Here is a 15,490-nt window from a genome sequence, read left to right as displayed (position 1 = left end):
CCCGACCGCCCGGCTCAGCCGCCGCCGCCGAGAGATCCACTCGGGTTTCAGGAGGTCGCGGCATCCCGGGCCGCACGACACCCCGACTTCCTGAACGCCGAGTGGATCAACGGCCGAAACCATCGATCGAAAACTGTCGCAGGTGATCTCTAAGATCATGAATGCCGCTCGGGGCCGGAGGGATCGATCCTGGCTTCTTCCGACCGGCTCATCCCTCACCAAGGAGATCCATGAGATCTGTGCACGTTGCGCGTGGCAGGCTCTTGCGCGGCCTGACCGCGCTGGTCGTGGGCACCGCAGGGGTCGCTGTGGCGGCGGGCCCGGCCGCGGCCCAGGACGACCCCGGCTGGGTCGACGGCTCGCTGGGTGACGTCACCCTCGGCGGCCCCGGCGCTCCCGGCCGCACGGTGCCGCTGACAGTGAGCAGCACCGGCGCCAGCCAGCCCCGGGTGACCATCGACCTGACCGGCCTGGCCGGCGTGGCCACCGCCGGCTTCCCCGACTACTGCGTCACCCAGGGCACCTCGGTGACCTGCCCGATGCCGCCGACGGCCATCGACGAGTTCGGCACGCTCACCGGCACCGTGCCGGTGGTGTTCCGGCCCGCGCCCGGCGCGGTCGACGGCGCGACCGGCACCCTCGATTACACGGCGCTCGGTGAGCAGACCGAGGCGTACACGCAGCAGGCGACTGTCACCGTGCGGTCCGGCCCCGACCTGCTCGACACGGTCAACGAATACCTGACCGGCGTCGAGGTGGACGACAACCTCGCCGTACCGGTGTCCGTGATCAACGCCGGTGACCAGCCGGCGGTGGACCTGCGACTCACGCTCCGCTTCCCGGTGGGCCTGGTTCCGCCCAGCTATCGCAACTGCCGATACGGCACCAACCAGTCGCTCGCCACAGTGGTGGTCTGCACCGTGCGGGGCACGTTCGCGCCCGGCCAACTCCACGAGCTGCGGGGTGGGCTCGGCACCACGGTCGGCCCAGCGACGCTCGGCAGCAAGCGGATCACCCAGGTCGTAGAGCCGCTGGCCAGTGCCGGGCCGCTCCCGAGCGGCGTGAAGCTCAAGAGCCGCGACGCCGACCGGGCGCTGCGGCTACGGCCGGTGGGCGCAGCGCTCGACGTGATCCCGGTCGAGGCGACCCGAGCCGACGGCCAGACATACCTGCGCGGGGTGTACGGCGCCTTCGACATCGTCGCCGAGGGCGCAGCCGTCACCGGAGCTGTCGGGGACACCGTGCGGGTCACCGTGGGCCTGCGCAACAGCGGTCCGGGCGTGCCGGACGGCAGCATCTCCGGCGAGAGCGTCGGGGGCTTCCTCTTCACCCCACCCGCCGGGGTCACCGTGCTGGCCACCCCGTCGGGTTGCTGGCTGAACGGTGACGAGGAGGAGCACGAGACCGTCCCGGCAACCTGGTACTGCAACGGGCCGGGGTCGGTCTTCCCCGCTGGCACGACTCACGCGGTCGGGTTCGACCTGCGGATCGACAGCCTGTCGGGGGCCCCCGGCGAGGTCCAGCCGTTCCAGAGCTACCCCCGGGTAGACGACGACCCGAGCAACGACATCGCCCCGGTCACGGTGAGCTGACCGAGGCACGGAGAACGATGCGGGCCGGTCACTGACGAATCCGTGACCGGCCCGCGCTCCACGTCCAGGTCAGTCCAGCCCGCCGTACGAGTGCAGGCCGGTGAAGAAGATGTTCACGCCGAACAGGTTCATCAGCACGGTGAGGAAGCCGAGCACCGCGATCCAGGTGGCCACGTTGCGCTTCACGCTGGGCGTCGCGCGGGCGTGCAGGTAGCCGGCGTACACCACCCAGGAGATGAACGCCCAGGTCTCCTTCGGGTCCCAGCCCCACGGCCGACCCCAGGCCGCCTCGGCCCAGATGGCACCGGCGATCACCGCGAAGGTGAAGATCGGGAACGCGAAGGCGTGCAACGCGAAGGTCAGCCGCTCCAGGCCGGCCGCACCGGGCAGCCGCTTGGCCAGGATGTACGGGAAGCTCCGCTTGCCCTGCTCGTACCCGCTGCGCATCAGGAAGCCGACCGCCGGCACCACGCCGAGCAGGAAGATGCCGGACGCGAAGACGATCGTCGAGACGTGGATGATGAACCAGTACGAGTTCAGTGCCGGGACCAGTGGCACGATCGGCACGTACAGCACCAGCTCGGCGGTGGCGACCAGCAGCACCATCACCAGCGTGAGGAAGAGCCCGAGCTTGCGCAGCGACGGCCGCTTCCAGAGCACCACCAGCCAGGCGGCCACCCCGATGAACGTCACGGTGAGCACGAACTCGTACATGTTGCCCCACGGCATCCGGTCCGCGGCGAGCCCACGGGTGACCAGTGCCCCCAGGTGCAGCGCGGCGGCGACCGCGGTGGCGCCCACCCCGATCAGGCCCGCGAGCCGGGCCCGCCCGGCCGAGCGGTCGACCGTCGGTGGCGAAGGGACCGGCGCGGACGGCGTCGGGACGCCACCGGCACCTACCAACTCGCGCGCCGGAGCCGCCGTGGCGACCCGGGTACGGGCGTTGCCCAGCGCGTACTCGACGGCGTGGCCGATCATCGCGACCAGGTACGCCAGGATCGCGAATGTCACCAGATTGTCGGAGAGTGCGGACATCACTCGGCTCCTTCTCGCACGCCGGCCCGGTCAGCGGAGTCAGCGCCAGCACCAGCCCGTTCGGCACCGCTGACGGCGGCGACCAGCTGGGTGAACTCGTCGGCGAACCCTGGATAGTCGGTACGCGGCAACCCACCGACCTCCATCAAGCTACTACCGCTCGTCGGAGATCCGTTCCCGGGGTCGGCCGGCACCACCCGGAAGAACACCCGGCGGCGCTTTCCGAACAGCGAACCCATCAGCCCGACCAGCAGGACGCCGCAGCTGACCAGCAGCATCGTCGAGCCGGGATCGTGCCGGACGGAGAGGGTGACGTACCGCTCGGTGCCCAGGAACTCGACTGTCGTGCCGTCGTCCAGCTTCCAGGTCTCACCCTTGCGGAGCAGTTTGGTGCCGACCTCCTTGACCTTGCCGGCCCGCACCTGCCGCTGGTCGAGCTGGTAGACCGAGCCGGGGATACCGGCGTCGAGGCCGAGGTTGCCGCGGTAGGCGACCAGGTTCAGCGCAGGGTTGCGCTCGGTCGGGTACTGCGAGCGGACGAACGGCGCCTGCTCGGGCGCGGTGGGCAGGTAGATGCCGGTGAACGCCATCTGCAGATCGGGTGCGCGCTGGCCGGTCGCCGGGTCGACGTTCGCGTCCGGGAAGGCCGCCAGCCCCTCGCTGGTCAGGCCCATGTCGCCGGTGGTCAGGAACGGCTCGTCACTGATCTGGCTGTTGCCGAACCGGTCGGTGTAGCGGATCACCGGGGCGTACCCGTGGCCGAGCAGGTAGACGCTGGCGTCGTTCAGGCGCAGCGGCGAGTTCACCGAGAAGTCGGCGCTGCGGGTCGGCTCGTCCGGACCGTTGACGGTCACCCTGGCGTTGAAGAACTCCGGCTGGCCGGACGCCAGGAACCGGGCCTGGAAGTCGTCCAGCCGCAGGCAGAAGCCGGGCAGGTCGGCGCTGTCCACCTGGGGGCCGAGCTTCGCCTCGGCGTACTGCTGGCGGGTGTTGCAGAACGCGTTGTCCGCGCCGGCCACCAGCAGCCGGTTGCCGCTCCAGCCGTACCAGGAGCCGAGCGCCACCCCGATCAGCACCGCGATCAGCGAGGTGTGGAACAGCAGGTTGCCGGTCTCCTTGAGGTAGCCCTTCTCGGCGGAGACCTCGTCGCCGCGCACCTCGACGCGCCAGCGCCGCTTGCGCAGTACCTCCGCGATCGCCGCCGCCCCACCGGGCGGGGCGGGCAGCACGGTGTGCTGCGGCAGCCGGGCCATCCGCTTCGGCGCGGCCGGCGGACGGGATCGCAGCGTGCGGACGTGGTCGCGCAGCCGGGGCGTGATGCAGCCGATCAGGGAGGTGAACAGCAGCAGGTAGATCGCGGAGAACCAGACCGACCCGAAGACCTCGAACGCGCCGATCCGGTCCAGTCGGGGGGCCCAGTCCGGGTGGTCGACGAAGTACTCGTTGACCTTCTCCGGGCTGATTCCGCGCTGCGGCAGCACCGAGCCGGGAATGGCGGCGATCGCGAGCAGGAAGAGCAGGATCAGCGCCGTACGCATGCTGGTGAGCTGCCGCCACGAGTTGCGCAGCAGGGCCAGCAGCCGGTTCGGCCGGCGGCGTGGCGCGGGCGCCGCGGTTTCCGGTCGGTCGTCGACGACCGTCATCAGATGCTCACCTCGCCCACCCCGACGGTGGTCTGCAGCCAGATCACGAAGCTCTGCCATCCGCCGGTGACCAGGGCCAGACCGATCAGGATGAGCAGGGCGCCGCCGACCCGGGTGACCCAGCGGCTGTTGCGCCGGACGGCGCGGAAGACCCCGAGCAGGCGTTCGAAGCCCAGCCCGAAGACGATGAACGGTATCCCCAACCCGAGGCAGTACGCCACGGCGAGCACCACGGCCCGGTCGCTCTGGCCGCTGGCGGTGGCCATGCCCATCACCGCGCCGAGGGTGGGGCCGGTGCAGGGCACCCAACTGAGCGCGAAGACCGCCCCGAAGACCGGTGCGCCGAGCAGCCCGGCGGACGGCAACCGGGAGATCCGGAACTCGCGTTGCAGGGCCGGGATCATCCCGAGGTAGCTCAACCCCGCCACGATGACCAGCAGGCCGACGCCGATCTGCAACTCGCGCTTGTAGTCGAAGAACACCCGACCGATGCTGGCGAAGAGGATCGCGGTGGCCACGAAGACGACTGTGAAGCCGCCGATGAAGAGCAGCGTCCCGGCGAGCACCCGGCCCTTGACCGCGCCGACCCGCGCGACCCGTTCCTTGACCGCGACACCCCCGCCGGCCGGCGCGGAATCGGCCTGCGGTCGCCGGCCCTCCAAGTCCGCGCCGGCCAGACCGGTCACGTACGACAGGTAACCGGGGACGAGCGGAAGAACGCAGGGAGATAGGAAGCTGACCAGGCCGGCGAGCGCCGCCGCGCCGATGGCGAGCAGCAGCGGCCCGCTGAGGGCCAACTCCCGGAAGGTCTCGCCCATCAGTTCGGCGCCGGCTTCTCGGCGGCGACCCGTTCGACGATCGGCCGTAGCTCGTCCCTGGTCGTGGCGCGACGGATGACCGCGGCGATCCGGCCGTCGCGGTCGAGGACCACCGTGGCCGGTGTGGAATTGGGCGGGATGTCGAAGTTCAGCGCCTGACTGCTGGACGGGTCGAAGATGCTCGGGTAGGTGACCCGCCCCCGCTCGAAGGCGATCGCCTTGTCCTTGCTGTCCTGCACGTTGACGCCCAGGAAGGTCACCCCGGACGCCTTGGTGGCCTGGTAGGTGTCCTCCAGGTCGTCAGCTTCCGCACGGCAGGGCGCGCACCAGGAACCCCAGAAGTTGACGACGACGACCTGACCGCGTGCCTGGGAGACGTCGTACCGGCCACCGGTGAGCAGTTCGCCGACCACCTTGGGCGTCTTCGACCGCTGGTCCGGCGCACAGGTGATCGTGAGGCCGTCGCTGGTGCACTGCTTCTCCCCGCCACCCCCGGACGTGCAGCCGACCAGCGCCACCGCGGCGACGGTGGCGAGCAGACCGGCGGTCCACCTCCGGGCGTTCATCAGGCCCCCTTGGCCGTCCGGGCGGTCGCGGAGAGAGCGATCAGGTGCGCGGCCGGCTCGCTGTAGCCGATGCCCGCCACCTTCGCGCCGTCGAAGTGGAACGAGGTGAGACTCGCCAGGCCGCACTGCCGCTTACGCGGGTCGTGCCAGAGCCGCTTGCGCTCGACGTGACGGCGCAACGTCCAGATCGGGAGCTGGTGCGACACCAGCACCGCCTCGCGTCCCTCGGCGGCGACCCGGGCGGCGTGCACGGCGGCGAACATCCGCTCGGCGATCACCCGGTACGCCTCACCCCAGGACGGGGTCACCGGGTCGCGCAGCACCCACCAGTTGCGCGGGTCGCGGAACGACCCGTCACCCGGGGAGACCTTCTTGCCCTCGAACCAGTTGGCGCTCTCGATCAGCCGCTCGTCCACCCCGACCGGCAGCCCGAACTGGGCGGCGATCGGCTCGGCGGTCTGCTGGGCGCGCTCCAACGGGCTGGCCACCACGTGCACGATCTCCCGCTCGGCCAGGCCCTCCGCAGCGGCCTTGGCCATCTGCACACCCAGCTCGGAGAGGCGGAAACCGGGCAGCCGGCCGTAGAGGATCTGGTCGGGGTTGTGCACCTCGCCGTGCCGCAGCACGTGAACCACAGTCTTGCTCAAGGTTGTCTACCCCCCGTGACCAGCCGCTGCCGCCGCGTTCGCCGCAGTGGGCAGCGCGGCGGCGATGTGCTCCAGAGCGGCGGCGTCGAGCGCCGCCGAGACGAACCACGACTCGAACGCGCTCGGCGGCAGGTAGACGCCGGCGGCGAGCATCGCGTGGAAGAACGCCTTGAACGCGGGCACCTGCTGAGTGCGCGCGCTGTCGTAGTCGACCACGTCGGCGTCGGTGAAGAAGATCGAGAACATGCTGCCCGCGTACGACAGTCGGTGCGGAACTCCGGCGGCGGCCAACGCGTCGGACGCGAGCTTGCCCACCACGGCGGCCGTCTCGTCGAGGCGCTGGTACAGCGCGTCGTCGGCGAGCCGCAGGGTCGCCAGGCCGGCGGCGCAGGCCAGCGGGTTACCGGAGAGGGTGCCGGCCTGGTAGACCGGGCCGGCCGGCGCGAGCCGCGCCATGATGTCCGCGCGCCCGCCGAACGCCGCGGCGGGCAGGCCGCCACCCATGACCTTGCCGTACGTCCACAGGTCCGCGTCGGAGGCGTCGAGGCCGTGCCACCCGGCGCGGGAGACCCGGAACCCGGTCATCACCTCGTCCACCACCAAGAGGGCGCCGTGGGCGTGCGCGATCCGGGCGAGCTGCTGGTTGAAGCCGTCGCGGGGGGCCACCACACCCATGTTGCCGGCGGCGGCCTCGGTGATCACGGCGGCGATGTGCGGGCCCTCGGCGGCGAAGGCCTCCTCGACGGCCCGGATGTCGTTGTACGGAAGCACGATCGTCTCGCTGGCCGCCGCGCCGGTCACACCGGGCGAGTCGGGCAGGCCCAGGGTGGCCACGCCGGAGCCGGCGGCGGCGAGCAGCGCGTCGACGTGGCCGTGGTAGCAACCGGCGAACTTGATGATCTTCGAGCGGCCGGTGAAGCCGCGGGCCAGCCGGATCGCCGACATGGTCGCCTCGGTGCCGGAGTTGACCAGGCGTACCTGCTCGACCGGGGTACGGGCGACGATCTCGGCGGCCAGCTCCACCTCACCGGGGGTGGGCGTGCCGAAGCTGGTTCCCCGGGCGGCGGCGGCCTGGACGGCCTCCACCACCTCCGGGTGGGCGTGCCCGAGGATCAGCGGACCCCAGGAGCAGACCAGGTCGACGTAGCGGCGACCGTCGGCGTCGTACAGCCACGGGCCCTCACCACGGACCATGAATCGCGGGGTGCCGCCGACCGCCTGGAAGGCGCGCACAGGGGAGTTCACCCCGCCCGGCACGATGGCGCGGGCGCGGTCGAACAGGGCCTCGGAGGCCGGCGCATCGGCTGGGTAGCGGCCGGATCCGGCGGAGAAGATGTCGGTCACGATGCCGCCATTGTGACAGCGCCGGACGGTCAACCAGCAGCCACCCCGTGGTGGGGGTTACCCGGCTCACCTGTGACCCGCGCCGGTCAGCAGCACTGACAGGAGGGGCCTCGTGGCCTGGACGGTGACGGCTCGCGGCCTCGACAGGCCAGGTCGGTCGGATCGCGCTAGGCTGACCGGGTGGATCGTGCCGAACTGTCCATCACGCTACACCGGACGGGCGACGAAGCAGTCTTGCGCCTGGCCGGTGAGATCGACATGCTCACAGCGGCTCAGCTCTCCACCGTCGTCAACGAGGTGCTGGCCGACCCACCCCCGAAGATCATCCTCGACCTCGGTGGTGTGACCTTCTGCGACTCGCAGGGGCTGGGCACCCTGGTCGTGCTCAGCCGCAAGGCCAGCCACGCGCAGAGCCTGCTGATGCTGACGCACGTGGGCGACTTCCTGATCCGCGTACTGGACATCACCGGCCTGCGCAGTGCCCTGATGATCCGTAACGACCAGCCCACCGGCTGAGCCGCCCCGCCGCGTCAGGCGGTGTTGCCCCAGCGGGCCTGCTCGAGCAGCCGCACCGCCCGGTCGCGGACCTCCGGGTCGTCCGAGCGGAGCTGGGCGGTCGCCTCGTCGACCGCTTCGGTGAGCCGCCGCCACTGCGTGTCGCGCTCCCGGACCAGATCCGACTGGGCGGCCAACTGCCGGGTCTTCACCCACAGCTCGACGAAGACCGACACCTTGGCCCGGAGCACCCATGGGTCGAACGGCTTGGTGAGGTAGTCCACCGCGCCCACCTGGTAGCCCCGGAGGGCGAGCTGGGCGTCCCGGTCGGCGGCGGTGAGAAAGATGATCGGCACGTGCCGGGTCCGCTCGCGACGCTTGATGTGGCTCGCCGTCTCGAAGCCGTCCATGTCCGGCATCTGCGCGTCCAACAGGATCACCGCGAAGTCGTCCACCAGCAGCTGCTTGAGCGCCGCCTCGCCGCTCTCCACCGCCACGGACTGGACCGGCAGGCCCTGAAGAATCGCCTCCAGGGCCGTCAGGTTCTGCCGCCGGTCGTCAACGAGCAGCGCTTTGGCCATCTGGGTCACGAAGTCTCCTCGGTCCGGCTGCCGTTGATCCAGGACGACATCAGTTCGATCAGGTCGTCCAGGTCGACCGGCTTGGTGATGTAGTCGCTGCCCCCGGCAGCGAGCGCCGACTCACGGTCACCCGGCATCGCCTTCGCGGTCAGGAAGACCACCGGAAGGTCGGCGAACCGGTGGTTGCGGCGAATCTGGCGGGTGGTCTCGTAACCGTCCTGGTCGGGCATCATGGCGTCCATCAGCACGATGTCCACCTCCGGATGCTCGGCCAGCAGACGGACACCGTCCGCCCCGTTGTCCGAGTACAGCACGGTCATCCCGTGCAGCTCCAACGCGCTGGTCAAGGCGAAGACGTTGCGTACGTCGTCGTCCACGATCAGCACCGTGGCACCGTCCAGTTGACGGGTGGCCGGCGCCTCCGGCCGTTCCGGCAGCAGCTCCAGCGGCGGCATCAGCAGCGACGACGGCAGCCCGGCGCGCTGCGGCGACGGCATCTGCGGCACGACCACCGCGTCCGGGGCCAGCACCTGCGGCACGAACAGCGTGAAGGTCGAGCCCTGGCCGGGCGCGGACGAGACGGTGATGGTGCCGCCGATCAGTCGGGCCAGATCGCGGCTGATCGACAGGCCCAGCCCGGTGCCGCCGTACCGGCGGCTGGTCGTGCCGTCGGCCTGCTGGAACGCCTCGAAGATGATCGACAACTTGTCGTCGGAGATGCCGATCCCGGTGTCGATCACGGTGAACGCGATCACCTGCTGAGCGTTCGTCAGCGCCGGCACATCGAACACCGCGTTCTCCGCGGCCGGGGCGATCCGCAGCGTCACCGCGCCGTTGTCGGTGAACTTCACCGCGTTGGAGAGCAGGTTGCGCAGGATCTGCTGCAACCGCTGCGCGTCGGTCACCAACGCCGGCGGCAGATCCTTACTCACCCGTACCTGGAAGTCCAGGTTCTTCTCCTCGGCCTGCGGGGCGAACGCCTGCTCGACGTAGCCGCGCAGCTCGGTGAAGCGGATCTCGGTCGGCTCGACGTCCATCCGGCCCGCCTCGATCTTGGACAGGTCGAGGATGTCGTCGATCAGTCGCAGCAGGTCGGAGCCGGAGCCGTGGATGGTCCGGGCGAACTCGATCTGCTTCGGGCTGAGGTTCTGCTCCGAGTTCTCGGCCAGCAGGCGGGCCAGCAGCAACAACGAGTTCAGCGGAGTCCGCAGTTCGTGGCTCATGTTCGCCAGGAACTCCGACTTGTACGCCGACGCCCGGGTCAGCTGCTGCGCCTTCTCCTCCAGGCCCAGCCGCGCCAGCTCGATCTCACGGTTCTTCGTCTCGATGTTGCCCTTCTGCTCGGACAGCAGAGTGGCCTTCTCCTCCAGCTCAGCGTTGGTGCGCTGCAACTCCGCCGACTGCTCCTGCATCTCGTGCGCCAGCCGCTGCGACTGGGCCAGCAGCTCCTCCGTACGCCGGTTGGCCTGGATGGTGTTGACCGCGATGCCGATGGTGAGCACCAACCGCTCCAGGAACGACAGGTGCAGTTCGGAGAAGGCCGACACGCTGGCGAACTCGATCACCCCGAGCAGCTCGCCCTCGAACAGGACGGGGAGCACCACCAGGTCGGACGGGGGTGTCTCGGCCAGACCGGACCGCAGGGTGAGCCGACTGTTCGGGGAGGCGCTGACCCGGATCGTGCGACGGGAGAGCGCGGTCTGCCCGACCAGCCCCTCACCCGGCCCGAAGGTGACGTCGTGCCCCCGCGCCACGTACCCGTACGAGGAGGTCAGCCGCAGCCGCATGCTGCCGTCGGTGTCGTCGGCCAGGAAGAAGGCGCCGAGCTGGGCGTCGACCAGCGGAGTCACCTCCGTCATGATCATGCGGCAGACCTCGCCGAGGTCGCGCTGGCCCTGCAACAGGCCGCCGATCCGGGCGAGGTTGGAATCCAGCCAGCCCTGCTCGGCGTTCTTCTTGGTCGTCTCCCGGAGGGTGACGATCATCTGGTTGATGTTGTCCTTCAGCTCGGCGACCTCGCCCTGCGCCTTGACCGCGATCCGCTGGGTCAGGTCGCCCCGGGTCACCGACGTGGACACCTGGGCGATGGCCCGCAACTGCGTGGTCAGCGTCGAGGCGAGCTGGTTGACGTTCTCGGTGAGGTCGCGCCAGGTGCCGGAGACGCCCTTCACCTGCGCCTGACCACCGAGCTTGCCCTCGATACCGACCTCGCGGGCCACCCGGGTCACCTCGTCGGCGAACGACGACAGCTGGTCCACCATCGTGTTGACTGTCGACTTCAGCTCCAGGATCTCGCCCTGGGCGTCCACGGTGATCTTCTGCGACAGGTCACCCTTCGCCACGGCGGTGGTCACCGAGGCGATGTTGCGGACCTGGCTGGTCAGGTTCGACGCCATCGAGTTCACGTTGTCGGTGAGGTCGCGCCAGGTGCCGGAAACGCCCTTCACCTGCGCCTGGCCGCCGAGCTTGCCCTCGGTGCCCACCTCGCGGGCCACCCGGGTCACCTCGTCGGCGAACGACGACAACTGGTCGACCATCGTGTTGACAGTCGACTTCAGCTCCAGGATCTCGCCCCGCGCGTCCACCGTGATCTTCTGCGACAGGTCACCCTTCGCCACCGCCGTCGACACCTGGGCGATGTTGCGGACCTGAGCGGTCAGGTTCGACGCCATCGAGTTCACGTTGTCGGTGAGGTCCCGCCAGGTACCGGCGACCCCGCGCACCTGCGCCTGACCGCCCAACTTGCCCTCGGTGCCCACCTCACGAGCGACCCGGGTCACCTCGTCGGCGAACGACGACAACTGGTCCACCATCGTGTTGACAGTCGACTTCAGCTCCAGGATCTCGCCCCGCGCGTCCACCGTGATCTTCTGCGACAGGTCGCCCTTCGCCACTGCGGTGGTCACCGAGGCGATGTTGCGGACCTGACTGGTCAGGTTCGACGCCATCGAGTTCACGTTGTCGGTCAGGTCCCGCCAGGTGCCGGAAACGCCCTTCACCTGCGCCTGACCGCCGAGGTTGCCCTCGGTGCCCACCTCACGGGCCACCCGGGTCACCTCGTCGGCGAACGACGACAACTGGTCCACCATGGTGTTGACGGTGTTCTTCAGCTCCAGGATCTCGCCCTGGGCGTCCACCGTGATCTTCTGCGACAGGTCACCCTTTGCCACGGCGGTGGAGACCTGGGAAATGTTGCGGACCTGGCTGGTCAGGTTGCCGGCCAACTGGTTGACGTTCTCGGTGAGGTCCCGCCAGGTGCCGGAGACGCCGCGCACCTGGGCCTGGCCGCCCAGCTTGCCCTCGATGCCCACCTCACGCGCGACCCGGGTCACCTCGTCCGCGAACGACGACAACTGGTCCACCATCGTGTTGACGGTGTCCTTCAGCTCCAGGATCTCGCCCTGCGCCGCCACCGTGATCTTCTGCGACAGGTCACCGCGCGCCACCGCCGTCGAGACCTGCGCGATGTTACGGACCTGGGCGGTCAGGTTCGACGCCATCGAGTTGACGCTGTCGGTCAGGTCCTTCCAGGTGCCGGCGACGTTCGGCACCTCGGCCTGGCCACCCAACTTGCCCTCGGTGCCCACCTCACGGGCCACCCGGGTCACCTGCTCGGCGAAGAGCCGCAGCGTGTCGGTGAGGTAGTTCATCGTGGCGGCCAGCTCGGCCACCTCACCACGCGCGCCGACGGTGATCTTCTGCGACAGGTCGCCCTTGGCCACCGCCGTCGCCACCTGCGAGATCGACCGCACCTGGCCGGTCAGGTTCGACGCCATGGTGTTCACCGAGTCGGTGAGGTCCTTCCAGGTGCCGGCGACGCCCCGCACATCGGCCTGGCCACCCAACTTGCCCTCGGTGCCCACCTCACGGGCCACCCGGGTCACCTCGTTGGAGAACGACGACAGCTGGTCCACCATCGTGTTCACGGTGCGCCCGATGCGCAGGTACTCACCACGCAGCGGCCGACCGTCGATCTCCAACGCCATGTGCTGGGACAGGTCACCGTCGGCGACCGCAACGATCACCCGGGCGATCTCCGTGGTCGGTCGACCCAGGTCGTCGATCAGCGAGTTGATCGCCCGCTGCCCCTCCGCCCAGGAGCCGTCCAGCCCCTCGTCGTCGAGCCGCTCGGTGAGCCGGCCGTCACGACCGACGATCCGGCTGATCCGGCGCAGGTCCAGATACTGCCGCTCCTGAAGCGAGACCACCTCGTTGAAGGCGTCCGCCACCTCACCGGCCGCGCCGGCCCGGCGGGGAAGCCGGACCTTCAGGTCGCCCCGCCCGATCCGGCGCAGTGCCTCGGTCAACTCACCGAGGAGCGCCTCGTTGTCGAGCGCGGACGGATCCGCCACCGACTGCTTCGACGTGGTCATCATTCCTCGCTCAACTCGGGGGCACCGGTCCGTGCGGACACACCGGCACCCCATATTGTGCCCGCGCGCGCCGTGGTGCCAGGGTGCGCGACCCGCCAGGTGCCATCGATCGCCCCGTCGACCCGCCCGATCGGCGTCGGGCCGGCACGCCGCGCCGCAAACCTCGCCCGGCTCCCGCGCCAGTCGTTTCGACGCGTCCGCCCCCAGCGCCGCCAGCGGTGCCGCTGAGCGACGCGACAGCACCGGATCGTTGATCGGCTTGGCACCCGGCAGTGCGACGGTGGAGGATACGGGGGTGTCAGGCGAGGTTGGGCCCGCGACGGCCGGGGCCCAGGACGGGGCCGTCCGGCGCGTCCGGCTGCCCGCCGACCGGCGCACACCGGCCGCCGCCCGCGCCGTGGTCCGCTCGGTGTTGACCGAGTCACACCTGGACGAGCTGGCCAACGAGGCGCTGCTGCTCACCACCGAGCTGACCACCAACGCCGTCGAGCACGCCCGTACCGAACTGGACATCGAGGTCGTCGCGGACGAGATCGGGCTGACCGTCACCGTCTCCGACTTCGCCCCCGGTTCCGGCGACGAGCTGACCGTCGGCGACCGCAACGACTCCGCCGAGATCAACGAGGTCTCCGTGCGGGGCCGGGGCCTGTTGCTCGTCGACCACTTCGCCAGCCGGTGGGGCACCACGTACCTGCCCACCGGGAAGGGCGTCTGGTTCCGGCTGGACCGCCCCGGCACCGACCTGCCCAGCAGCGGAACCATCAGCGAATCGACACCGGCCAACGCCGGCCCCCGGACGAGCACCGACGGGTCCGCGCCGAGCGCCAGCGCGATGAGCGAACTCATGCAGACCGCCCCCGACCTGCACGGGGACGACCCGTTGCCTGACTTCGCCACCAGCCTGCTCAGCCGGGTCGCCGAGATGGTGGGCGCAGCCGGCGGGACGATCCGCCTGGACCGGGGCGACGGGCAGGGCAGCCAGGTGCTGGCCCGCTTCGGTCGGCCGCCCCGCCCCGGCAGCGAACTGCTCCGGGTGCCGCTGACTGTGCACCGCCCGTACGCCGGGGAGTTGGAGTTGGACGCCGCGCCGTCGGCGTACGCCCAACCGTTGGCGGTGCTCACCGCCGAGCGGCTGTCGCTGCACCTGGAGAACGACCGGCTGCGCCGGGCCGACGTCCGCCGGCAGGTGTGGCTGACCTTCCTGGCCGAGGCGAGCGAGCTGCTGGCCCAGTCGCTCGACGTCGACCTGACCATGGCGCTGGTGCCGCAGTTGGTGGTGCCGCGACTCGGTCAGTGGTGCGCGGTGCACACCACCGACGAGTGGGGTCGGCTCCGGCTGGCGGCGGCCAGCCACGCTGACGAGTCGATGCTTCCGCAACTGCACAAGGTGCTGGCCGAGACCGGTCCGGACTCGATCCAGGCCCGCCTCCGCGAGGCGTCCCGCAGCGCGGCGCAGATTCCCCTGGGCGGGCCGATGGAGGGTTTCGCCGTTCCGTTGATCGCGCGCGGGCAGCGACTCGGGACCCTGGCGGTGGGGCGGCACCAGCGGCACCGGCACGACCCGGACGAGGTGGCCGTGTTGGAGGACGTAGCCCGGCGGGCCGCGCTGGCCATCGAGAACGCCCGGATCCACGCCGAACGCCGTCGGGTGGCGCAGACGCTCCAGCAGTCTCTGCTGCCGCCGGTGCTGCCGCTGGTGGACGGGATCGGTTTTGCCGCCGAGTACGTCCCGACCGGCGACGACGCCGAGGTGGGTGGCGACTTCTACGACGTGGTGCCGCTGCCCGACGGGCGCTGGCTGGTGGTGATCGGTGACGTCTCGGGCAAGGGTGTCCAGGCCGCCGCGGTGACCGGGCTGGTTCGGGACGTGATCCGAGTTCTGGTCGGCGACGGCAAACCGTTACCGGAGGCGCTGGCGCGGCTCAACGAGACACTTGTCGAGCGCGGCGGCGGTCGCTACTGCACGCTGGCGCTGGCAGCGGTCGGGCCGGGCCAGGGTGACCAGCTGGACGTCTCGCTGCACCTCGCCGGGCACGACCGGCCGGTGCTGCTTGCCGCAACGGGCGGTGCCGGGTTCGTCGGCACGGGCGGCACCGCGCTCGGCCTGCTCGACACGATCACCTCGCCGACGGCGGAGATCACGCTCGCACCGGGCGATTCGCTGATCTTCTACACCGATGGCGTCACCGAGCGGAGGCGCGGCCGGGAGCTGTTCGGCACCGACCGGCTGCGGGACGCCGCCGCGCCCCTGGCCGGATATTCGGCCGACGTGGTGGCCGCCCGGCTGCGCGCTGCGGCGATCAACTTCTCGGTCGAGCCGCCCCGGGACGACATCGCCGTCCTGGTGCTCCGCAACGACGCGACCTGACCGCCGCACGGGCCCCCGGATGTCGGCC

The 15,490-nt window shown here is 70.5% G+C and carries 11 protein-coding genes; 3 read left to right on the top strand and 8 right to left on the bottom strand.

What is annotated here, in order from left to right; genetic code table 11:
- Nucleotides 1-230 precede the first annotated feature (230 nt).
- Entirely contained in the window at nucleotides 231-1,592 is a 1,362-nt protein-coding gene (locus ACIBEF_RS07480; RefSeq protein WP_396792055.1) for a hypothetical protein, read from the top strand.
- 69 nt (nucleotides 1,593-1,661) lie between these two features.
- Here the strand turns inward: ACIBEF_RS07480 and ccsB are convergent, their stop codons facing one another.
- From ccsB to hemL, 6 genes are read right to left on the bottom strand one after another with little or no spacing between them, the layout of a single operon-like run.
- Nucleotides 1,662-2,627 carry a c-type cytochrome biogenesis protein CcsB gene (gene ccsB / locus ACIBEF_RS07475; RefSeq protein WP_396792053.1) on the bottom strand — a complete coding sequence of 322 codons (966 nt, stop codon included), beginning with the start codon at nucleotides 2,625-2,627 and terminating at the stop codon, nucleotides 1,662-1,664.
- Nucleotides 2,627-4,270 carry a cytochrome c biogenesis protein ResB gene (locus ACIBEF_RS07470; RefSeq protein ID WP_396792051.1) on the bottom strand — a complete coding sequence of 548 codons (1,644 nt, stop codon included), beginning with the start codon at nucleotides 4,268-4,270 and terminating at the stop codon, nucleotides 2,627-2,629. Before ACIBEF_RS07470 ends, ccsB begins: the two co-directional genes overlap by 1 nt.
- Nucleotides 4,270-5,088, bottom strand: coding sequence for a cytochrome c biogenesis CcdA family protein (locus ACIBEF_RS07465; protein WP_396792049.1), 819 nt, complete (start codon nucleotides 5,086-5,088; stop codon nucleotides 4,270-4,272). The genes ACIBEF_RS07470 and ACIBEF_RS07465 overlap by 1 nt, the downstream gene beginning before the upstream one ends.
- The gene (locus ACIBEF_RS07460) at nucleotides 5,088-5,654 is read right to left on the bottom strand and encodes a TlpA family protein disulfide reductase (protein WP_396792047.1); all 567 of its coding nucleotides are present in this window, start codon (nucleotides 5,652-5,654) and stop codon (nucleotides 5,088-5,090) included. The genes ACIBEF_RS07465 and ACIBEF_RS07460 overlap by 1 nt, the downstream gene beginning before the upstream one ends.
- Nucleotides 5,654-6,301 carry a histidine phosphatase family protein gene (locus ACIBEF_RS07455; RefSeq protein ID WP_355004800.1) on the bottom strand — a complete coding sequence of 216 codons (648 nt, stop codon included), beginning with the start codon at nucleotides 6,299-6,301 and terminating at the stop codon, nucleotides 5,654-5,656. Before ACIBEF_RS07455 ends, ACIBEF_RS07460 begins: the two co-directional genes overlap by 1 nt.
- A gap of 6 nt (nucleotides 6,302-6,307) precedes the next feature.
- A complete protein-coding gene (hemL, locus tag ACIBEF_RS07450) occupies nucleotides 6,308-7,645 on the bottom strand; it encodes a glutamate-1-semialdehyde 2,1-aminomutase (protein ID WP_396792044.1) in 1,338 nt (445 codons plus the stop codon).
- 180 nt (nucleotides 7,646-7,825) lie between these two features.
- Between hemL and ACIBEF_RS07445 the strand changes: the two genes are divergently transcribed.
- Complete coding sequence (locus tag ACIBEF_RS07445) at nucleotides 7,826-8,161, top strand: STAS domain-containing protein (RefSeq protein ID WP_355004798.1); 336 nt, start codon at nucleotides 7,826-7,828, stop codon at nucleotides 8,159-8,161.
- A gap of 14 nt (nucleotides 8,162-8,175) precedes the next feature.
- Here ACIBEF_RS07445 and ACIBEF_RS07440 read toward each other — a convergent pair whose 3' ends face one another.
- Together ACIBEF_RS07440 and ACIBEF_RS07435 are read right to left on the bottom strand one after the other, a co-directional pair.
- Entirely contained in the window at nucleotides 8,176-8,730 is a 555-nt protein-coding gene (locus ACIBEF_RS07440) for a response regulator (RefSeq protein WP_357197877.1), read from the bottom strand.
- Entirely contained in the window at nucleotides 8,727-13,094 is a 4,368-nt protein-coding gene (locus ACIBEF_RS07435; protein ID WP_355004796.1) for a HAMP domain-containing protein, read from the bottom strand. The genes ACIBEF_RS07440 and ACIBEF_RS07435 overlap by 4 nt, the downstream gene beginning before the upstream one ends.
- A 295-nt stretch (nucleotides 13,095-13,389) precedes the next feature.
- On the opposite strand from ACIBEF_RS07435, the gene ACIBEF_RS07430 reads away from it, so the two are divergent.
- A complete protein-coding gene (locus ACIBEF_RS07430; RefSeq protein WP_396792041.1) occupies nucleotides 13,390-15,462 on the top strand; it encodes a SpoIIE family protein phosphatase in 2,073 nt (690 codons plus the stop codon).
- The last annotated feature ends 28 nt before the right edge of the window (nucleotides 15,463-15,490 follow it).

The sequence above is a fragment of the Micromonospora sp. NPDC050795 genome (genome assembly GCF_044456785.1).
Taxonomy (GTDB): Bacteria; Actinomycetota; Actinomycetes; order Mycobacteriales; family Micromonosporaceae; genus Micromonospora.
This window is presented reverse-complemented; position numbering and strand designations above follow the sequence as displayed.

What these genes read in the sequence shown, in the direction of transcription:
- ACIBEF_RS07480 (WP_396792055.1), top strand. Translation starts at nt 231, where the DNA reads ATGAGATCTGTGCACGTTGCGCGTGGCAGGCTCTTGCGCGGCCTGACC.
- ccsB (WP_396792053.1), bottom strand. Translation starts at nt 2,627, where the DNA reads ATGTCCGCACTCTCCGACAATCTGGTGACATTCGCGATCCTGGCGTAC.
- ACIBEF_RS07470 (WP_396792051.1), bottom strand. Translation starts at nt 4,270, where the DNA reads ATGACGGTCGTCGACGACCGACCGGAAACCGCGGCGCCCGCGCCACGC.
- ACIBEF_RS07465 (WP_396792049.1), bottom strand. Translation starts at nt 5,088, where the DNA reads ATGGGCGAGACCTTCCGGGAGTTGGCCCTCAGCGGGCCGCTGCTGCTC.
- ACIBEF_RS07460 (WP_396792047.1), bottom strand. Translation starts at nt 5,654, where the DNA reads ATGAACGCCCGGAGGTGGACCGCCGGTCTGCTCGCCACCGTCGCCGCG.
- ACIBEF_RS07435 (WP_355004796.1), bottom strand. Translation starts at nt 13,094, where the DNA reads ATGACCACGTCGAAGCAGTCGGTGGCGGATCCGTCCGCGCTCGACAAC.